This is a genomic window from Bradyrhizobium sp. UFLA01-814, from assembly GCF_046718885.1.
Taxonomy (GTDB): Bacteria; Pseudomonadota; Alphaproteobacteria; order Rhizobiales; family Xanthobacteraceae; genus Bradyrhizobium; species Bradyrhizobium elkanii.
The window spans coordinates 1-18,139 of the sequence record NZ_JAQOSR010000025.1 but is presented as its reverse complement, the minus strand read 5'-3'; the positions used below and the strand labels follow the sequence as shown (position 1 = coordinate 18,139).

At 65.6% G+C, this 18,139-nt stretch carries 21 protein-coding genes; 13 read left to right on the top strand and 8 right to left on the bottom strand.

All coding sequences use genetic code 11. The features are described from left to right. Nucleotides 1–208: 208 nt before the first annotated feature. The gene (locus PMN64_RS10455) at nt 209–331 is read right to left on the bottom strand and encodes a hypothetical protein (RefSeq protein WP_256520498.1); all 123 of its coding nucleotides are present in this window, start codon (nt 329–331) and stop codon (nt 209–211) included. A 34-nt stretch (nt 332–365) separates the two neighbouring features. On the opposite strand from PMN64_RS10455, the gene PMN64_RS10450 reads away from it, so the two are divergent. Beyond that, nucleotides 366–686, top strand: a complete 321-nt coding sequence (locus tag PMN64_RS10450; protein ID WP_411780620.1) for a hypothetical protein — start codon at nt 366–368, stop codon at nt 684–686. 20 nt (nt 687–706) lie between these two features. Here PMN64_RS10450 and PMN64_RS10445 read toward each other — a convergent pair whose 3' ends face one another. Then, entirely contained in the window at nt 707–1,960 is a 1,254-nt protein-coding gene (locus tag PMN64_RS10445) for a class I SAM-dependent methyltransferase (RefSeq protein WP_411780619.1), read from the bottom strand. Between the two features lie 258 nt (nt 1,961–2,218). Between PMN64_RS10445 and PMN64_RS10440 the strand changes: the two genes are divergently transcribed. The 3 genes from PMN64_RS10440 to PMN64_RS10430 all read left to right on the top strand — a co-directional run bounded on the left by PMN64_RS10440 (nt 2,219) and on the right by PMN64_RS10430 (nt 4,354). Then, on the top strand, nt 2,219–3,199 hold the full coding sequence (locus PMN64_RS10440) for a hypothetical protein (protein ID WP_411780618.1): 981 nt from the start codon (nt 2,219–2,221) through the stop codon (nt 3,197–3,199). Between the two features lie 91 nt (nt 3,200–3,290). After that, nucleotides 3,291–3,896, top strand: a complete 606-nt coding sequence (locus tag PMN64_RS10435; protein WP_411780617.1) for a TetR/AcrR family transcriptional regulator — start codon at nt 3,291–3,293, stop codon at nt 3,894–3,896. Continuing rightward, the gene (locus PMN64_RS10430) at nt 3,893–4,354 is read left to right on the top strand and encodes a PaaI family thioesterase (RefSeq protein WP_137482783.1); all 462 of its coding nucleotides are present in this window, start codon (nt 3,893–3,895) and stop codon (nt 4,352–4,354) included. Before PMN64_RS10435 ends, PMN64_RS10430 begins: the two co-directional genes overlap by 4 nt. A 130-nt stretch (nt 4,355–4,484) precedes the next feature. Here the strand turns inward: PMN64_RS10430 and rplI are convergent, their stop codons facing one another. The 4 genes from rplI to rpsF form a co-directional block, all read right to left on the bottom strand. Continuing rightward, nucleotides 4,485–5,087: a 50S ribosomal protein L9 gene (gene rplI, locus PMN64_RS10425; RefSeq protein ID WP_212057593.1), complete on the bottom strand. Its 603-nt coding sequence runs from the start codon at nt 5,085–5,087 to the stop codon at nt 4,485–4,487. A gap of 51 nt (nt 5,088–5,138) precedes the next feature. Continuing rightward, the gene (locus PMN64_RS10420; RefSeq protein WP_411780616.1) at nt 5,139–6,107 is read right to left on the bottom strand and encodes a hypothetical protein; all 969 of its coding nucleotides are present in this window, start codon (nt 6,105–6,107) and stop codon (nt 5,139–5,141) included. Between the two features lie 126 nt (nt 6,108–6,233). Continuing rightward, complete coding sequence (gene rpsR / locus PMN64_RS10415) at nt 6,234–6,473, bottom strand: 30S ribosomal protein S18 (RefSeq protein ID WP_016844287.1); 240 nt, start codon at nt 6,471–6,473, stop codon at nt 6,234–6,236. Between the two features lie 6 nt (nt 6,474–6,479). Then, nucleotides 6,480–6,947 carry a 30S ribosomal protein S6 gene (gene rpsF, locus PMN64_RS10410; protein ID WP_026192679.1) on the bottom strand — a complete coding sequence of 156 codons (468 nt, stop codon included), beginning with the start codon at nt 6,945–6,947 and terminating at the stop codon, nt 6,480–6,482. Between the two features lie 338 nt (nt 6,948–7,285). Between rpsF and PMN64_RS10405 the strand changes: the two genes are divergently transcribed. The 9 genes from PMN64_RS10405 (at nt 7,286) to gmk (ending at nt 16,085) form a co-directional block, all read left to right on the top strand. Then, nucleotides 7,286–8,002 (top strand): TetR/AcrR family transcriptional regulator C-terminal domain-containing protein, encoded by a 717-nt coding sequence (locus tag PMN64_RS10405; RefSeq protein ID WP_411780615.1) that lies wholly within the window; start codon nt 7,286–7,288, stop codon nt 8,000–8,002. After that, nucleotides 7,999–9,024, top strand: a complete 1,026-nt coding sequence (locus PMN64_RS10400) for a fatty acid desaturase family protein (protein ID WP_028344797.1) — start codon at nt 7,999–8,001, stop codon at nt 9,022–9,024. The genes PMN64_RS10405 and PMN64_RS10400 overlap by 4 nt, the downstream gene beginning before the upstream one ends. Nucleotides 9,025–9,345: 321 nt before the next feature. After that, nucleotides 9,346–10,299, top strand: coding sequence for an ACP S-malonyltransferase (fabD, locus tag PMN64_RS10395; protein ID WP_225159083.1), 954 nt, complete (start codon nt 9,346–9,348; stop codon nt 10,297–10,299). Between the two features lie 21 nt (nt 10,300–10,320). Then, entirely contained in the window at nt 10,321–11,058 is a 738-nt protein-coding gene (fabG, locus tag PMN64_RS10390; RefSeq protein WP_024581467.1) for a 3-oxoacyl-[acyl-carrier-protein] reductase, read from the top strand. 289 nt (nt 11,059–11,347) lie between these two features. After that, entirely contained in the window at nt 11,348–11,587 is a 240-nt protein-coding gene (locus PMN64_RS10385) for an acyl carrier protein (RefSeq protein WP_002716125.1), read from the top strand. A gap of 96 nt (nt 11,588–11,683) precedes the next feature. Beyond that, on the top strand, nt 11,684–12,949 hold the full coding sequence (fabF, locus tag PMN64_RS10380; protein WP_028344799.1) for a beta-ketoacyl-ACP synthase II: 1,266 nt from the start codon (nt 11,684–11,686) through the stop codon (nt 12,947–12,949). A gap of 127 nt (nt 12,950–13,076) precedes the next feature. Next, a complete protein-coding gene (mltG, locus tag PMN64_RS10375) occupies nt 13,077–14,327 on the top strand; it encodes an endolytic transglycosylase MltG (protein ID WP_016844279.1) in 1,251 nt (416 codons plus the stop codon). A gap of 213 nt (nt 14,328–14,540) precedes the next feature. After that, the gene (locus PMN64_RS10370) at nt 14,541–15,428 is read left to right on the top strand and encodes a YicC/YloC family endoribonuclease (RefSeq protein WP_172648060.1); all 888 of its coding nucleotides are present in this window, start codon (nt 14,541–14,543) and stop codon (nt 15,426–15,428) included. A gap of 3 nt (nt 15,429–15,431) precedes the next feature. Then, nucleotides 15,432–16,085, top strand: a complete 654-nt coding sequence (gene gmk, locus PMN64_RS10365) for a guanylate kinase (RefSeq protein WP_411780614.1) — start codon at nt 15,432–15,434, stop codon at nt 16,083–16,085. A gap of 162 nt (nt 16,086–16,247) precedes the next feature. Here gmk and PMN64_RS10360 read toward each other — a convergent pair whose 3' ends face one another. Continuing rightward, nucleotides 16,248–17,303, bottom strand: a complete 1,056-nt coding sequence (locus PMN64_RS10360) for a hypothetical protein (protein WP_411780613.1) — start codon at nt 17,301–17,303, stop codon at nt 16,248–16,250. Nucleotides 17,304–17,591: 288 nt separating this feature from the next. Then, nucleotides 17,592–18,139 (bottom strand): zinc-binding dehydrogenase (locus PMN64_RS10355; RefSeq protein ID WP_411780612.1); only part of this gene is annotated, 548 nt, incomplete at its 5' end.

Below are 18,139 nucleotides of genomic sequence, written 5' to 3'. Positions count from 1 at the left end.
AAGGACGGATGTTTCTTATGCACGATTCACACAACGCGAGGTGTGAATCCGAAACAGCCGGATGCATTCCGCTTGACGGGGGTTTTGTCCGAAACCGGGCGGGACCCGGCCGATCAGCACTGTCGTTGGCAAAAATCGGACGCCGCCTGAACCTTTTGCCAGGCGAGCGGACCCATGGAGAGGCGAGGCGGCTGTTGGCGTCGATTCCTCAGACCAAAATGAGGAAGGCCAGCGCGATCAAGGCGGCCACCACGCCAGTGGCGATCAGGGCGTAGTCGGTCGCGATATCGCGCTGCGGGTCCAACATCGTCTGGTGTGTTTCTCGGGTCATTCCGGACCACTACGACAGCCCGGGACAGACCTCTGTGAAGCAGATCACATGCGCCGCACTTTTTTTGCGGCAGGTTCGCGGGAACGACCCGGCGGATTCCGGGTTGTCTCCGCTCAGGGAAGATACGGCGGCGATGGCTCGGGAGTTTCAGACAGCGCGATCAGGGCTCGGCCGGGCAAATGGCATGGACCGCCGCTGGCTGGCTTCGCTTGTCGATGCCATGGAGCAGGCGGCGCGCCCGGAGGTCCGCAATGTTCCCTGCGATGCCCGGTTGATTTCCGCCGCCGCGGCCCATCTGGCCCGTCCCGCACCGACCTTTACCCATTGCAGGTCGGTCTACAGCCTGCGCAACTAGCAGCACCTGTTCCGTTAGACCTATTCGCCGGCGAGTTGCAGCCGGGGCTTGGCCGCGCCGGCCTCCTTCAGCCGCAGACGGGCTTCTTCGCCGCCGATATAGTCGCGAGTGATCGGGACGATGCCCTGGCGCTTGGTGAGCTGCAGCTGGAAGTTCATCATGTTCTGCACGCGGAACGACATCTCCGAGGCTGCCAGATAGAATTCCCACATCCGGGCAAAGGTCTCGTCGTAGAGCCGCACGGCCTCCTCGCGCCGCGCCATGAAACGCTCGCGCCACGCCTTCAGCGTCTCGGCATAGTGCAGGCGCAGGATCTCCATGTCGCAGATCAGCAAGCCGGCCTTCTCGATCGCCGGCATGACCTCGGACAGCGCCGGAATGTAGCCGCCGGGGAAGATGTACTTCCGGATCCAGGGGCTGGTGACATCGGGGCCGGTCGAGCGCCCGATCGAATGCAGCACCATGACACCGTCGTCGCTCAAAAGTTCGGCGCAGCGCGCAAAGAAGGTTTCATAGAAGGCGACCCCGACATGCTCGAACATGCCGACCGAAACGATGCGGTCGAACGGTCCGGGGATGTCGCGGTAGTCCTGCATCAGGAAACGCGCGGAGTGCGCCAGGTTCCGCTCCGCCGCCCGCGCGCTGGAAATCTGCAGCTGCTCGGTCGACAGCGTGACGCCGGTGACGTCGGCGCCGCTCATCTCGGCGAGATAGAGCCCAAGGCCGCCCCAGCCGGAACCGATGTCGAGGATGCGGTGGCCGGGCTTGATCAGGAGCTTTGCGGCGAGGTGACGCTTCTTGGCGAGCTGGGCATCGTCCAGCGTCGCGTCCGGTGTCTCGAAATAGGCGCAGCTGTATTGCTTGTCCGCGTCGAGGAAGAGCGAATAGAGGCGGCCGTCCAGATCGTAATGACGGGCGACATTGCTCCTGGATCGGCCGCGCACATTGATCTGCTGGGCGCGGCGTCCGAGGAAGCGTACCCAGGCCTGCAGCCTGGCAAAGTTCGGCAGCATGGCTGCCTGACCCATCAGGACCGCCAGCACGTCGGCGATGGTGCCTTGCTCCACCACGAACGTACCGTCCATGAAGGCTTCGCCGAGATACAGTTCGGGATCGACCAGGATGCGGAGTTCGGCCGCCCGCGTCACGAAGCGCACGGCGACCGGTACGCCCGTGCCGTCACCGCAGGTGAATTGAGCGCCGCTCGCGGTCGTGAACGTGATCGAACCGCGGCGGATGAAGCGCCCCAAGAAGTATCGCAACAATCGGTCCATCGAAACACCAACGGAGCGGCAAGCTGCACACCGACACCACCGGAGCTGATCACCCCAATGTGTCCCCAACCTCAAGATAGGCAGGGAATTAGATCGCGCTATAGCGTTGTGGTCAAAGCCGATATTCCAAAATGTGACAATTGCGTGGATGCGTCATGGGCGCGCTTCCATTCGCGCGATAATCGGCTAAAAGGTGACCGCCGCGGCCGATCCATCAGGCGCTGGCGGCGATTTTTCCGGAATCTGGAGACTTAAGGAATGTTGAGCCGAGCCCTCAGTCTGGCGACGGTGGCGCTTCTGATTGGCTGCCTGTCAGCCGTTTCGGCGCAAGCGCAAAACCTCGAGGCCGGTAAGAGCCCCTCCCAGATCTTCGCAAGCACCTGCGCTGCTTGCCACAAGAGCCCGCGCGGCCTGCTGAAGTCGGTGCCGGCCGGTTCGCTGCCGGGCTTCCTGCGCCAGCACTACACGACGTCCAGCGACATGGCCGGCGTGCTTGCGTCCTATCTGATTTCGAACGGCGCCAACGACCCGCGCTATCAGGCCAAGGATCAACCCAAGGGGACCAAGGAGGGCGCCAAGGGCCGGGACGGCCGGCAGGAAGCCAACCAGTCGCCGGAGCAGCCGTCCGAGCGTCCGGCCCGCCGACGGCACCAGGATGCAGCGCCGCAGGAAGGCGCCAAACCCGATGCCGATGGCTTGAATCCCGAAGGGCGTCCGGGCCGCCACGGCAAGCGGATGGCGCGCCCGAGCGAGACGCCGGAAGGCGCGAAGCCGGATGACGGCCAGACGCCGCAGGCCGTGGGCGAGGGCAAGCCGTCGCGTCAGAAGCACGGCCGCCGCGGCAAGCCCGTCGAGGAGCCGAAGTCCGAGGAGACGCCCAAGGGCGCGGCGACCAACGACGAGTCCAAGACAGAACCCAAGACCGAACCCAAGACGTCCACCCGGCACGATGACAAGGGTGAAGCCGAGAAGCCGGCGAAGCCTGCCGCCGAGCCCGACACGGCAAAGGTCGACGCGCCGAAGAGCAATGGCGGCGGCGAACCGGCTGCCGTGCGATCCGATCCGGTTCCGCAGGTCACACCGGCGCCTGCGGCGGCTGCGCCTGCCGCATCCGAGCCGGCCGCAGCCGCATCTCCCGCTCCGGCGCCAGCCGCGCCGCCGGTGACTGCGACGGCGCCGCCGCCGCCACCGCCCACGACGCCAGGCTCCGGCCCGCCGGAAGCTCCGACCTCGAAGTAATCGCCAACGCCGGGCCGCAAGGTCCGGCGCATTCGTTTGACCATCATTAGAGTGATGCTCTAGAGTGTTAATCTAGTCAGGAGAGGACGACTTGAGCACGGCGCGCGAAGATCTGCTGGCGGCGGGACTGGCGGTGTTCGACCGCGACGGATTTGAGGGCGCGACGGTGGCCGAGATCCGCTCCTGCGCCCGCGCGTCCAACGGCAGCTTCTTCCACTTCTTCACCTCGAAGAAGGAGCTCGCCGGCACCCTGTTCCTGGAAATCCTGCAGGCCTATCACGCCGCGATCATCACCTCCGTCGACGACAGCTGCGGCGCCGGCGAGGGCGTCGCGCGGCTGATCCACGCCCATCTCGATTGGGTCGTGACCTTCAGGCGCGAGGCGCGCTTCCTGTTCGAGATTTCACGCAGCGAGTGGGGCGAGGAGGTGCGCGGTGCGCAGCGCTCCGAGAATTCGCGACTCACCGATGGCATCGAGCGCTGGCGCGCGCCGCTGCTCGCGCGCGGCGAATTGCTGCCGATGAGCGCTGTGCTGTTCTTCAGCCAGATCATTGGGCCGGCGCAGATCTTCTGCCGCGCCTGGCTGTCGGGACGCCATAGCGGCGATCCGCGCGAACAGGTCGAGACGCTGATCGCCTGCGCGATCCGCGCAGTGGTGGCGCCGGGTGCGCCTGAGCGAGCAGGAGGAACGTCATGAGCGAGACCGATCCGGACTTTGCGCCGATCGCGACACGAATTCGCGACAATGTCGGCCGGCAGGGCTTCATGGGTCTTGTCGGTGCCGAGGTGGCCGAGCTGTCGCGCGGCACGTGCACGCTCGCGGTCGACCGCCGTCCGGAGCTGTTGCAGCAGCACGGGCTGTTTCACGGCGGGGTGACGGCGTTTCTGGTCGACAACGCCACCACGATCGCAGCGGCGACGTCGCGCGGCCAGCCGGCGCTGACGGCGGAGTACAAGCTGAACCTGCTGTCGCCGGCGTCGGGCGATCGCCTGATCTGCCGGGCGCGCGTGATCAAGCCGGGACGTCAGGTCGCCGTCGTTGCGGCCGACGTGTTCTGCGTCATCGACGGCAAGGAGAAGCACACCGCGACCGCTTTGGCATCGATCGCCATGCTCGACGATCAGGCGGCGGCACGAATCCAAAGCCCGGCCTGATCGAGGCCGGGCTTCGTAGCGTTTTCGAGCGAACTGGATACCGGTTCGCGTGAAGAACACGCGTCAAAACCAGAATCGAGAGCATCGGTTCAGAACCGATGCTCTCTTCGGTTGAGCGATGCAGAGAAGCTTACTTCTCTTCGGCGGCCGGAGCCGGCGCGGCTTCCTCGTCGTGCTGGGCTTCCGGATCGAAGAATTCGCCGGCGGCGGCGAGCGCCTCGGCGGCAGCGTCCTGGTCTTCCTGGCGGGTCGAGATGTCTTCGCCGCGCTTGATCCGCTCGGCCTCTTCGGCGGAGCGGGCGACCGTCACGGTGACGCTGGTCTCGACCTCGGGGTGAACCGCGATCGTCACCTTCTGCGCGCCGATCACCTTGATCGGCGAGTCGAGCCAGACCTGCGGACGGGAGACCGTCACGCCGTCGGCGGCCAGCGCGGTGACGATGTCGCGCACCGTGACCGAGCCGAACAGCTGGCCGGATTCGGAAGCCTGGCGGATGATAACGATGTCGCGGCCGTCGATCTTCTCGGCGACCACGGACGCTTCGCCCTTGGCCTTGATGTTGTTGGCCTCGAGCTCGGCCTTCATGCCGTCATACTTGGCGCGGTTCGCCTCGGTGGCGCGCAGCGCCTTGCCGCGCTTCAGCAAGAAGTTGCGGGCGAACCCGTCCTTGACGCGCACGACTTCGCCCATCTGGCCAAGCTTGGCAACGCGTTCGAGCAGAATGACTTCCATTTTCGTTCTCCTTTGGATGCTAAGTACGGGTTTAAGCGGTTGGATCGAATCTCAGGCCGCGGGCAATGGCGGCGGTCTTGTTTGCAGATAGCGCCGGCGCAGCCCGAACACGGCGTCGGCGATGCCGAGCGCGAACATCGCCACGATTGGCCAGCCGAACATGGCGACGACGGCGTAGACGCCGCCGAGCCAGAAGCCGCGATTGGCGAGCGACAGCGTCAAGGTGTGCAGCACCGCGAAGCCGACCAGCGCATAGGCGATCACGAGCGCCGTCGCGACGATCTGCGCCAGCAGCGCAAGCATGCCGCCGACGAAGCTGGCGCCGACCGCCACGATCAGCGCGACCAGCGTCACGGCGGGGAGCGCGGTGCGACGGAACTCCGGCCACGGTCGGTTCAGTCGCCCGGAGGTTTGCGTGATCTTGCCGGCGAGCCAAAGGTTCAGCGTCAGCGTCACCATGGAGATGACCGTCGCCGCGAGCGGCGCGAAGATCACCAACGCGTCGACCAGCCGTTCGATGTCACCGCTGGGCTGCGCTTCGCCGGCGCTGAGCATCTTGAGCAGGCCGCGCCGTAGCGTGCCGGTGATGGTGTCGGTATCGGTACCGAGCGTGAGCAGCGCGGCGGTCGTGGTAACGATGGCGAAGGCTGCAATCCAGAGCAGGATGCGGCCGACGGGGTACCATTCAAGCGCAGGCGGCTGCTGCTCGGCGCTGTCGCCGGCTGCGCCCGCGATCGGCCGTCCGAGCAGGGCGAGGTGGCCGAGCCACCAGCCGGGCACGGCGACCATCATGGCAAACGCGATGCTGTAGGGAAGGCCGAAGATCGTGCCGAGCACGGATGCCGCACCCACTCCACCAATAGCGGCGGTGAGGGGACCCCAGCCGAGCGCCGCCACCATGATCGGCAGCGATGCGAGATAGAACAGCAATATGGAGATCAGCGCGCCCGAACTGATCGAGGCGAACATCAGCGCCGACGCGGCGCCGGCTGCGAGTGCAACGGTGAATATTCCGATCATCAGCTGTCCCGCCCCCTTCGAGCGGTTAGGGGTCCTGCATCGAGAACCCCAACCATCGGCGACCGGACGACCCGGAAGCCTTATGAGAATGAGCGGCCGGCGGCGCGTGCCGCCGGCCGTCGTCAATTAACGAATGACGTAAGGCAGCAGGCCGAGGAAGCGCGCGCGCTTGATGGCGCGGGCGAGCTCACGCTGCTTCTTGGCGGACACGGCCGTGATGCGGCTCGGCACGATCTTGCCGCGCTCGGAGACGTAACGCATCAGCAGCTTGGAGTCCTTGTAGTCGATCTTCGGCGCATTCGCGCCCGTGAACGGGCAGGACTTGCGACGACGGAAAAACGGACGGCGGGCACCAGCATCAGCCATGATTCATTACTCCTCGGTCGCAGCTTCTTCTTCGCGCGGACGGCGCGGGCCACGGTCGCCACGGAAACCACCACCATCGCGGTCACCACGGAAGCCGCCTTCGCGGTCGCCACGGAAGCCACCACCACGGTCATCGCGCTCGCGATCGCGGTCGGCCTTGCGCATCATCGCGGACGGGCCTTCCTCGTGCTCTTCGACGCGCACGGTGAGATAGCGGATGACGTCTTCGTTGATCCGCTCCTGGCGCTCGATCTCGGTGACCACAGCCGACGGTGCGTCGATGTTCATCAGCACGAAATGCGCCTTGCGGTTCTTGTTCATGCGGTAGGTGAGGGAGCGCACGCCCCAGCTCTCGGTCTTGGTGACCTTGCCGCCGCCCTGTTCGACGATCCCCGTCATCTGGGCCGTCAGTTCATCCACCTGCTGGGTGCTCGCATCCTGACGCGCGAGAAAAACATGCTCATAAAGAGGCATGGTTGTCCTTTCCTGTGTTGGCGCGGTTTCCGGCGACAAGCCCTTCGAGACCTTCGGAAAGGACTCGAGCTGCTCAGAAGGCGGGAGCACGGGACGACGGGCCGACTGGCCCTGCCACATCAAAATCAACGGGTGAGTTTGCTGAGACCGTCCGTTCAGCTCCCGGCCGGAGCCCACGAATGGCGCGCTTATACGGATTTTGGCCGCGAAAGCAAGGGTTCTCGGCCTCCGGATGCGCGAGGCGTCGTAGCCCTCCAGGCAGTTTGACGCAACCTCAGGCGTTTTCCCGTTGATTTCTTTGTTTGTATGTCATACAAATATCTCTGGGAGGACGAGATATGGGTTCGGAGACCGCTAGCGGCATGTCTGCGCCCGATCCGAAGCACGCGGTCCGCGCGACGCGGTCGGCGGGGCGCAAGATGCGCTCGCTGCTGCTTGATGCCGCCAGCCGCCTGTTCAAGGAGCGCGGGCTCTCGGGCACCTCGATCTCCGATATCGCCGCGGCCGCCGACGCCTTTCCGAGCCAGATCACCTATTACTTCCGCACCAAGGAAGCGCTGTTCGTCGAAGCCGCCAGCCGCGACATGCTCTATCTCGCGCGCGCGACCGAACAGGCTGCCCTGAATGCCCACACCCCGCGGGACTACACCCACGCCCTGGCCGAGACCGTGACCGCGACCGACACGGTTGCCTTTTTCGCGGAGGCCTTGACCCTCACGCGGCGCCGGCAGGATCTCGCGCCGCTCGTCGAGCGCACCATCGAGCGCCTGCACAGCGAGGGCGCGCGCGCCTATGCGGGCCAGGTCGAGCGCCATGGCTGGCGCTCGCTGCGCGCGCCCGAGGAGAGCTCGCGGCGGTTCTGGGCAATTGCGATCGGCGTGATCGTCGAAGGTTTCGCCATGGGCCGTGGCTCCGAGGAAATGTGCCGCGAATTGCTGCGCGCGCTCGGCGAGCAGGCGACATCAACTTCAACGTCGGCCAATGATGCGACGCGGTTGCGCCTGGTCGGCGATCCCAACACTTCATCCTCAACGGACGGGGAGACAAGCACATGACCGCGCTTCGCATGCGAGCCCGCGATTTCCTGACCGAGGACGAACTGGTCGCGGTGCGCGAGCGCACGACGTGGAAAGGCGCAGCCCTGATCGTGCACGCCTGGGCGCTGATCCTGGGCGCGATCGCGCTGGTCGCGTGGTGGCCCAATCCGCTGACCTATCTGCTCGCGGTTGCGATCATCGGCTCGCGCCAGCTCGGGCTCGCGATCCTGATGCATGACGGGGCGCACGGCTGTCTGTCGGCGGACGAGAGGACCAATCTGACGCTGAGCCAGTGGTTCTGCGCCTATCCGATCTTCGCGGAGACCCGCGGCTATCGCCGCTATCATCTGCAGCATCATGCGCGGACGCAGCAGGAGGATGATCCAGATCTCGTGCTGTCGGCGCCGTTTCCGATCACGAAGATGAGCTACCGCCGAAAGTTCTTCCGCGATATCACCGGGCAGACCGGCTACCAGCAGCGCAAGGCGCAATTGCTCAATGCGATCGGGCCGAAGGAGTGGCCGCTGTCGCGGCGCGCCGCCAACTTCTGGCAGAAGCTCGGGCCGCAATGCGTCACCAACGCGCTGCTGTTCGCGGGGCTCGCCGCCGCGGGCGTGTGGTGGGCCTATCCGCTGTTGTGGCTGGTGCCGCTGCTGACCTGGATGATGGTGATCACGCGCATCCGCAACATCGCCGAACACGCCGTCGTGCCTGACAGCTCCGATCCCCTGCGCAACACCCGCACCACGCGGGCCAACGTCCTCGAGCGTCTGTTCATCGCGCCGTACTTCGTGAACTATCACCTCGAGCATCATTTGCTGTTCTACGTGCCCTGCTACAACCTGCCGCGCGTCCACCGCATCCTGAGCGAAAGCCGCTATGCTGGCCGGATGGAAGTGCAGCCGGGCTACGCCGCCGTGCTGCGGCTTGCGACCGCCAGGCCCGCCAACGAGGATCGTCCGGGCCAGCTGGTCAACAGTGCACGCCGGGCGAGGGCCGGCGCCAAGGTTAACGCCGACCAGAATGCCGGCGGGTTCTAGCCCGGAGCCGGACCGGCATCCCCAGGGTTCCTCCGTCGCGGCTTGACAGCACCGCCTCCGTCAGTGTCTTACGGCCCGGTCCGAGGCCGGTTGCCATGGCTTGGTTGCCATGGCTTGGTTGCCATGGCTTGGTTGCCATGGCTTGGTTGCCATGGCTTGGTTGCCAAGGCCTGATTGCCAAGGCTGGTTGTTAAGGCTTGGTTTGCAAGGAGTGGCCCGGACCCGCTGTGGCGCGTTTTGCGCGACGCGGATACCGTTTTCCCCTGCGGCAGGCGTAAAGCGCCTGCGCGGAGATCACGCTCAACAAGGTAGGGATCGCCGATGACGGCAGCATTTACGTTTCCCGGGCAGGGCTCGCAGGCGGTTGGCATGGGCAAGGCCCTGGCCGACGCCTTTCCGGCGGCCAAGGCGGTGTTCGACGAGGTCGATTCCGCGCTGGGCGAGAAGCTGACCGCGATCATCTGGGATGGTCCCGGTGAGACATTGCAGCTCACCGAAAATGCCCAGCCGGCGCTAATGGCGGTGTCGATCGCCACTTTGCGCGTGCTCGAGAGCGAGGCCGGCTTCTCGGTCGGCCGCAACGCGGCCTTCGTTGCCGGGCACTCGCTCGGCGAGTATTCGGCGCTGGCCGCCGCCGGGAGCCTCTCCGTCAGCGACACCGCGCGGCTGCTCCGCACCCGCGGGCTCGCGATGCAGAAGGCGGTGCCCGTCGGCGTCGGTGCGATGGCCGCGCTGCTCGGTCTCGACTACGAAACCGCCGTGGCGGTCGCCAACGAGGCGGCGCAGGGACAAGTCTGCCAGGCCGCCAACGACAATGGCGGCGGCCAGGTGGTGGTCTCCGGCGACAAGGCCGCGGTCGATCGGGCGGTCGAAATCGCCAAGACCAAGGGCGCCAAGCGCGCCATGCTGCTGCCGGTGTCGGCGCCGTTCCACTGCAAGCTGATGCAGCCCGCGGCCGATGCGATGGCAGAGGCGCTGTCCGGCGTGACCATCAAGGCGCCTGCGGCGCCGCTCGTCTCCAACGTGCTGGCCTCCGCCATCACCGATCCCGACGAGATCCGCCGCCGCCTGATCGAACAGGTCACGGGGACGGTGCGCTGGCGCGAGTCGGTTGCCTATATGGCAGGGCAGGGCGTGACGCGGTTCTTCGAGATCGGCGCCGGCAAGGTGCTGAGCGGCCTCGTCAAGCGCATTGCCGACGGCGCGGTCGGCGTGTCCGTCGGCGGTCCGAACGATATCGCTGCGGCCAAGGACGCGCTCGCAGCTTCGGCTTGAAGCAGCCGGAAGGAGAATTCGATGTTTGATCTGACTGGCAAGACGGCGCTCGTCACGGGCGCAACCGGCGGCATCGGCGGCGCGATCGCGCAGGCGCTGCATGCGCAGGGCGCGACGGTCGCGATCTCGGGGACGCGGCGTGAGGTGCTGGACGGCTTTGCGGCCAAGCTCGGCGAGCGCGTGCACGTGCTGCCCTGCAATCTCTCCAGCAAGGATGACGTCGAGGCGCTGGTGCCGGCAGCGGAAGCCGCGATGGGGCAGGTCGACATCCTGATCGCCAACGCCGGCATCACCCGCGACAACCTGTTCGTGCAGTTGCGCGACGAGGATTGGGACGACGTGATCGCGGTCAACCTGACCGCGACGTTCCGCCTTGCGCGCGCCGCGACCAAACTGATGATGCGCAAGCGCTTCGGCCGCATCATCGCGATCACCTCGATCGTCGGCGTCACCGGCAATCCGGGGCAGGGCAACTACACCGCGTCGAAGGCCGGCATCATCGGCCTGATCAAGACGCTAGGCGCCGAATACGCCAAGCGCGGCGTGACCGCCAATTGCATCGCGCCGGGTTTCATCAAGACGCCGATGACGGATGCGCTCAACGACAAGCAGCGCGAAACCATCCTTGCGAAGGTTCCTGCGGCGCGCCTCGGAACGCCCGAGGACATCGCCGCTGCGGCGGTCTATCTGGCCTCGAACGAGGCCGCCTACGTCACCGGACAGACGATTCACGTCAACGGCGGGATGGCTATGATTTGAGCTGCTTGCTGGCTCTCGCAATGCGGCGAAAAGCCGTTTTCGAGAGCCGGTTCAGGCGTGTAGTCAAGGCTTTGGAAGTATGGTAGCTGAACCCCCCATGGATGGGCAAAGAACGCCATTGCAGGATTTTGAAACCCTGTATATTGGCGTGGCGACGCCTGCCGTTCGCCGGGGCTTTAGTCGGCTACGACCGGGCCGAATCAAGACTATGCGCGACTGAGTAATCGAGACGACCACGATGGCTCGTATCGTCTTGGGGTCGGGTCCAATGGAACAACGAGGTTGAACGATGAGTGAGATTGGCGAGCGGGTTAAGAAGATTGTGGTCGAGCACCTTGGTGTCGAACCCGAGAAGGTGGTCGATAGCGCGAGCTTCATCGATGACCTCGGCGCCGACAGCCTCGACACAGTCGAGCTCGTGATGGCATTTGAAGAAGAATTCGGTTGCGAGATTCCCGACGACGCGGCGGAGACCATTCTGACCGTCGGCGACGCGACCAAGTTTCTTGAGAAGAACGCGAAGAGCTGACGCCGATCGCGAATTTGACGGGGCCGGACGGACCGCGATCGAGCGGTCCCCCGGCTTCTTATTATCAGCCGCGCATTGCTGGCCGGAGACGTGGAAATGAGACGAGTTGTCGTCACGGGGCTGGGCATGCTTACACCGCTCGGCTGCGGCGTTGACGCAACTTGGGCGCGTATCCTCGCCGGAGACAGCGGCGGCAAGACGATCGACACGTTCGACGTGTCTGACCTGCCGAGCCAGGTCGCCTGCTACATTCCGCGCGGCGACGGCTCCAACGGCACCTTCAATCCCGACCAGTGGATGGAGCCGAAGGATCAGCGCAAGGTCGACGACTTCATCCTCTATGCGATGTGCGCGGCCAAGCAGGCGCTGGACGATGCCAACTGGCATCCGAAGTCGGATGAGGACCAGTTCGCCACCGGCACGATGATCGGCTCCGGCATCGGCGGCCTCACCGGCATTGCCGAGACCGCGGTGCTGCTGAAGGAGCGCGGACCGCGCAGGGTCTCTCCGTTCTTCATTCCGGGCCGCCTGATCAACCTGGCCTCCGGCTACGTCTCGATCGAGCACGGCCTGAAGGGGCCCAATCATGCAGTGGTCACGGCGTGCTCAACCGGCGCGCATGCGGTCGGCGACGCAGCGCGGCTGATCGCGCTCGGCGACGCCGAGGTGATGGTCGCGGGCGGCGCCGAATCGCCGATCTCGCGCATCGGCATCGCCGGCTTCTGCGCGGCGCGTGCGCTGTCCACCGGCTTCAACGACACTCCGCAAAAGGCATCGCGGCCGTATGACAAGGATCGCGACGGCTTCGTGATGGGCGAGGGCGCCGGCGTCCTCGTGCTCGAGGAATACGAGCACGCGAAGCGCCGCGGCGCGAAGATCTATGCCGAGGTCACCGGCTATGGCCTGTCGGGCGATGCCTTCCATATCACCTCGCCGCCGCCGGACGGCAATGGCGGCTTCCGCAGCATGAGCATGGCGCTGAAGCGCGCCGGCCTCGCGGCATCCGACCTCGACTACATCAATGCGCACGGCACCTCGACGCAGGTCGGCGACGAGATTGAGCTCGGCGCGGTCGAGCGTCTGCTCGGCAATGCGGCCTCGAAGGTTTCGATGTCGTCGACCAAGTCCGCGACCGGACATCTGCTCGGTGCGGCCGGCGCGATCGAGGCGATCTTCGCGATCCTGGCGATTCGCGATAACGTGGTGCCGCCGACCATCAATCTCGACAATCCGTCGGTGCAAACGGCGATCGATCTTGTGCCGCATACGTCGCGCAAGCGTGACGTCAATGTGGCGCTGTCCAATTCCTTCGGTTTCGGCGGCACAAACGCCTCCGTGATCGTGCAGCGCGTGACCAATTAGTAGGTCTTTAGAACTAGTCCACCGTTTTGCCGTATTCCGCGGTGACTCCTAATAGCGGGCGTATGCTATTGGCAGGGCAGGGGTTTGTCCGGCCACGATTCAACCGGCAGGATATTGGTTTGCATCGATGAGTGAGAGGCCGCCCATTTCACCGAGGAGTCCACGCGCCGCGCTGGAGCCCGAACAGCTTCCGCCGCCGCCCAAGCGCTCGGATCGCGCCCGCAATCCCTTCGTGATCGTCGGCAATGCCATCTTCACCATCCTGATCATCCTGATGATCGGCGCCGGAGCGACGTATTACTACGGCAAGCAGGCGCTGGAATCGCCGGGACCGCTGCAGGAAGACAAGATCGTCAACATCCCGGCGCGCGCCGGCAAGCGAGACATCGCCGACGTGCTCTCGCGTGAAGGCGTGATCAACGTCAACCCGTGGGTCTTCATCGGCGGCGTGTTCGCGCTGAAGGCAAGCTCCGATCTCAAGCCCGGCGAATATTCGTTCCAGAAGAATGCCAGCCTGCGCGACGTCATCGCCACCATCGTCGACGGCAAGGTGGTGCAGCACGCCATCACGATACCGGAAGGCCTGACTTCCGAGCAGATCGTGACGCGGCTCTCCGACAACGACATCTTCACCGGCTCGGTGCGCGAGATCCCGCGCGAGGGCACTCTGCTGCCGGAGACCTACAAATTCCCGCGCGGCACCACGCGCGACCAGGTGATCCAGCGCCTGCAGCAGGCGCAGAAGCGCGTGCTCGCCGAAATCTGGGAACGCCGCAACACCGACACGCCGCTGAAATCGCCGGACCAGCTGGTGACGCTGGCCTCGATCGTCGAGAAGGAGACCGGCCGCGCCGACGAGCGCAGCCGCGTCGCCGCCGTGTTCGTCAACCGCCTGCGCCAGCGGATGAAGCTGCAGTCCGATCCGACCATCATCTACGGACTGGTGGGCGGCAAGGGAACGCTGGGCCGTCCGATCAAGCGCAGCGAGATCACGCAGCCCTCGCCCTACAACACCTATGTGATCGACGGCCTGCCGCCCGGGCCGATCGCCAATCCCGGCCGCGCCTCGCTGGAGGCGACCGCCAACCCGGCGCGTACCCGCGACCTGTTTTTCGTCGCCGATGGAACCGGCGGCCACGCCTTCACCGAAACCTACGACCAGCACGCGAAGAACGTCGCCAAGCTGCGCGCGTCGGAGAAGCAGATCCAGAATGACACGGTCGAGCCCGCGGATGATCCGGCGCCTGCCGCCGCGGCGCCCGGCGCCGACACCAATCCCACGGCGACGACGCCGAAGCCCACCAATCAAAAGAAGCCGCCGCGCGGTCGGCAGGGCGCAGCCCAGCAGACCAATTCGCCGCCGGTGGTGCAGCGCTAAAGCGCGATGCGATCGTCGCGCTTTAGCTTCTTGTTTGAGCACGATCTTTCGGAAAACCGCTTCACACTTTTCCGGATCATGCTGTAGCTCTGCGTTTCCGGAGGTGGAACGTAATTCCACTTTCACGGAATCCGTTTTAAGGTCGCACCGGCTCCCCACGAGTCTCGCAGGCTCCGGGTGAGTCCCATATCCTTCTGTTGGAGAGTTCACGCGATGGCGCTGTCGAGCATGACTGGCTTTGCCCGAAGCCATGGCGCAAGCGGTCCCTATACGTTCGAGTGGGAGCTGAAGTCGGTCAATGCCAAGGGCTTTGACCTGCGGTTGCGGCTTCCGCCGGGCTGGGACGAACTGGAAGCGCTTGCCAAGAAGCGGGCCGGCGAGCTGCTGTCGCGCGGCACGGTCTACGCCAATCTCAGCGTCAAGCGCACCGACGCGGCGCAGACGATCCGGATCAATGAGGACGTGCTCGCCGCCGTGGTGAAGGTCGCCGGCACGCTCGCGCAGCGGATCGACGCGGTGGCACCGAGCATCGACGGACTGCTCGGCATCAAGGGCGTCATCGAGGTGGTCGAGCCCGAGAGCAACGAGGACGAGGACAAGGCGGCGCGCGAGGCGGCGGCGATGGCCTTCGAGCAGGCGCTCGGCAGCCTTGTCGAGATGCGCCGCCGCGAGGGCGATGCGCTGGGGCAGATCCTGATGCAGCGGATGGACGAGATCGAGCGGCTCGCCAAGCGCGCCGAGACCGCTCCCGGCCGCAAGCCCGAGGCGATCAAGGCGCGGCTTGCCGAGCAGATCGCGGCCCTGCTCGAGACCTCCGACCGCTTCGATGCCGACCGCCTGAACCAGGAGGCGATCCTGATCGCCACCAAGGCCGACATCCGCGAGGAGCTCGACCGCATCGCCTCGCACATCGCCCAGGCACGCGAGATGATCGGCAAGGGCGGTCCGGTCGGACGCCGGCTCGACTTCCTCGCCCAGGAATTCAATCGCGAGGTGAACACCTGCTGCTCGAAGTCGAATGACGTCGAGCTGACCAACACCGGGCTTGAAATGAAGAACGTGGTCGAGCAGTTCCGCGAACAGGTACAGAATCTGGAGTGAATGATGACGGCGCAGGGTTTTGACGGCGTTGAGCGGCGCGGACTGATGTTCGTCCTGTCGTCGCCCTCGGGCGCCGGCAAGACCACGCTGTCGCGCATGCTGCTGGAGCACGAGCCGGGCCTGAAGATGTCGGTGTCGGCGACGACGCGGCCGATGCGGCCGGGCGAGGTCGAGGGCCGCGACTATTTCTTCGTCGACAAGAAGAAGTTCGGGACGATGGTCGAGCACGGTGAACTGCTCGAATGGGCCACCGTATTCGACAACCGCTACGGCACGCCGCGCGCGCCGGTCGAGGCCGCCCTGTCGGTGGGGCGGGACGTTCTGTTCGATATCGACTGGCAGGGCACGCAACAGCTCCACCAGAAAGCCAGCGCCGACGTGGTGCGGGTGTTCATCCTGCCGCCGTCGGCCGCCGATCTCGAGAAGCGGCTGCATACCCGGGCGCAGGATTCGGAAGAGGTCATCCGCGGACGGATGAGCCGCGCCAGTCATGAGCTGAGCCATTGGGCGGAATACGACTACATCGTCGTCAACCACAACGTCGACGATGCATTTGCCGAGGTGCAGTCGATCCTGAAGGCCGAGCGCCTCAAGCGCGAGCGCCGCACCGGCCTCACCGAATTCGTGCGCGGCCTGCAGCGTCAGCTCGAGAAGTAGCAGGTTGAAGCCGTGACGCGATCGCGGGGGATCGCATCACGGTCATTTCCTTCAGCGCACGCTAAAGCGCGATGAAATCCGGTTGGGTCGTCATCGCGCTTTGGCTTCTTGTTGGGGCATGATCTTTTCGGAAAACCGCTTCACGCTTTTCCGGATCATGCCTTAGTTTGCAGCGCTGCGCGCAAGCCGCTGCAGCATCGCGGCGATCTGCTTGTTGTCTTGCTCTCTTTGGTCCCGATCGCGCGCAGTCTCCCGGCGAGCAGCCGACGTCTCGGCGCGGCGTGGAGCGGGAGGCGTCTCGGCATGGCGCGGCACGGGTGTCTCGGCGCGGCGCGGCGCAGCCTCGGACAGACGCAGCGGACGGTCCCGGCTGACAACTGCCATCGGGGGCGCCGGCTCGGTGTGCAGCGAATCCCACGGCGCGTGCCACTCGTCCTCGGTCTGGTAGGGCGCCGAGCGCCTGCGGGTCAGCCCGAACACGAGCGCGCTGACCATGCCGGCCAGCGCCAGCGCTCCAACCATCACGATCAGCAACATCTGCGTCGACGATGATTTCTCCACCGACGCCTCGGCTGTGGCGGCAGGCGCCGGCGCGGCCGCCTGTTGCGGTGTCGCGTCAGCCTGCGCGACCACGGTCGGCGGGTCCGCGGCGCGCCGGGTTCCGTTGGTTCCGGCCATGCTCGAGGCATCCAGCCACCTGGCGTTCACGTCGGACGGCTGGGCGTTGGCACCCGGTGCTGCCGGATCGGTCGCGGCTGCCGTTCCACCGGCCTGGGTGGCGTCGGCGCTTGGCGCAGGCACGGCCGCGACCTGCGGTGAGGGCCATTCGGCATGGGCATCGGCGACGGATTTGCGCATCGCCGGCTGCTGCGGCGCGGGCTGGCTCTGCGGCGCTGCCTGGCTCTGTGGCGGCGTCGCGTCGGCCGTTGTGGTATCGGGCGCGGCTGCCGCTGGCGGCTGCTGTGCGGTCGTGGTCGCCGTCTTGGCCGCCTTGTTCTTGGCCTCGCCTAGATACCAGCACTTCTTCTTGCTGCGATCGAGATGGTAGAACCAGTGGCTTCCCGCAGGCGCGGTTCCCTTGGGCGCGGACAGACAGGTGTCCGCCGTGTTGGTGCTATTGGCCGTATTGGCGGCGGTCTGGGCCATGGCGCCGAAACTGGCGCCGGCCAGCATGCTGGCGGCAAGCGCCGCAGCGAATTTCGCTGAACGATTTGACATACGCGTCCCCGGTATCTCTTTTTTTACGCAAACGCTGGAGATCCCAATCTCGGCAAAGAGTTGGGTCGCAATGCGCCGCAAATCCGGAACGGGTAGGGCTTAATTGGGGCTCGCGGGGTGCCGCAATTGCGGCGGGCCGGTGGCTGCGGAACACGAACCGAACGATGGCTTCGTTCGAAAGCGGGTTCCACCGGAGCGGCAGCACCCGCCGGCGGTAGCAGCACCGGCGGGACGTCATGTGTCAGCATGATCTTTCGGAAAACCGCGTCACATTTTCCGGATCATGCTCTAGTTCTTCAAGACGATGCGTCCCACGACCTTGCCGGCGCGCAGCTCGTCGATCCATTTCTGGACATCGGCCATCGGCTCTTCCTTCATCGGCGTCGGCTTGATCTTGCCGGCGCGGGCCAGCGCCATCAATTCCTGACCTTCGGCCAGCGTGCCCACCATGAAGCCTTCGATGGTCATGCGCTTGTACACCCACTGCACCATCGGCAGCGTGAACTGGCCGCCCATCAGGCCGGACACCACGATCTTGCCGCCGCGCGCGACCGTCGACACCGCAAACGCCATCGACTTCTCGTTGCCGGCAAAGTCGACGACGCCGTCGAAGCCACCGTCGCTCTCCTTCAGCATGCGCTTGACGACATCGGGCTCTGCCGGGTCATAGGCGGCCGCCGCGCCATTCTTCAGCGCGGTCTCGCGCGCCGCGGGGCTGAGATCGGCAACCGTGATCGGCTGCTTGAACATCGCCTGCGCGAATGACAGGCCCATCATGCCGACGCCGCCGAGGCCGATCAGCAGCAAATTGCGCTGGCGCGGACGATCGACCAGGC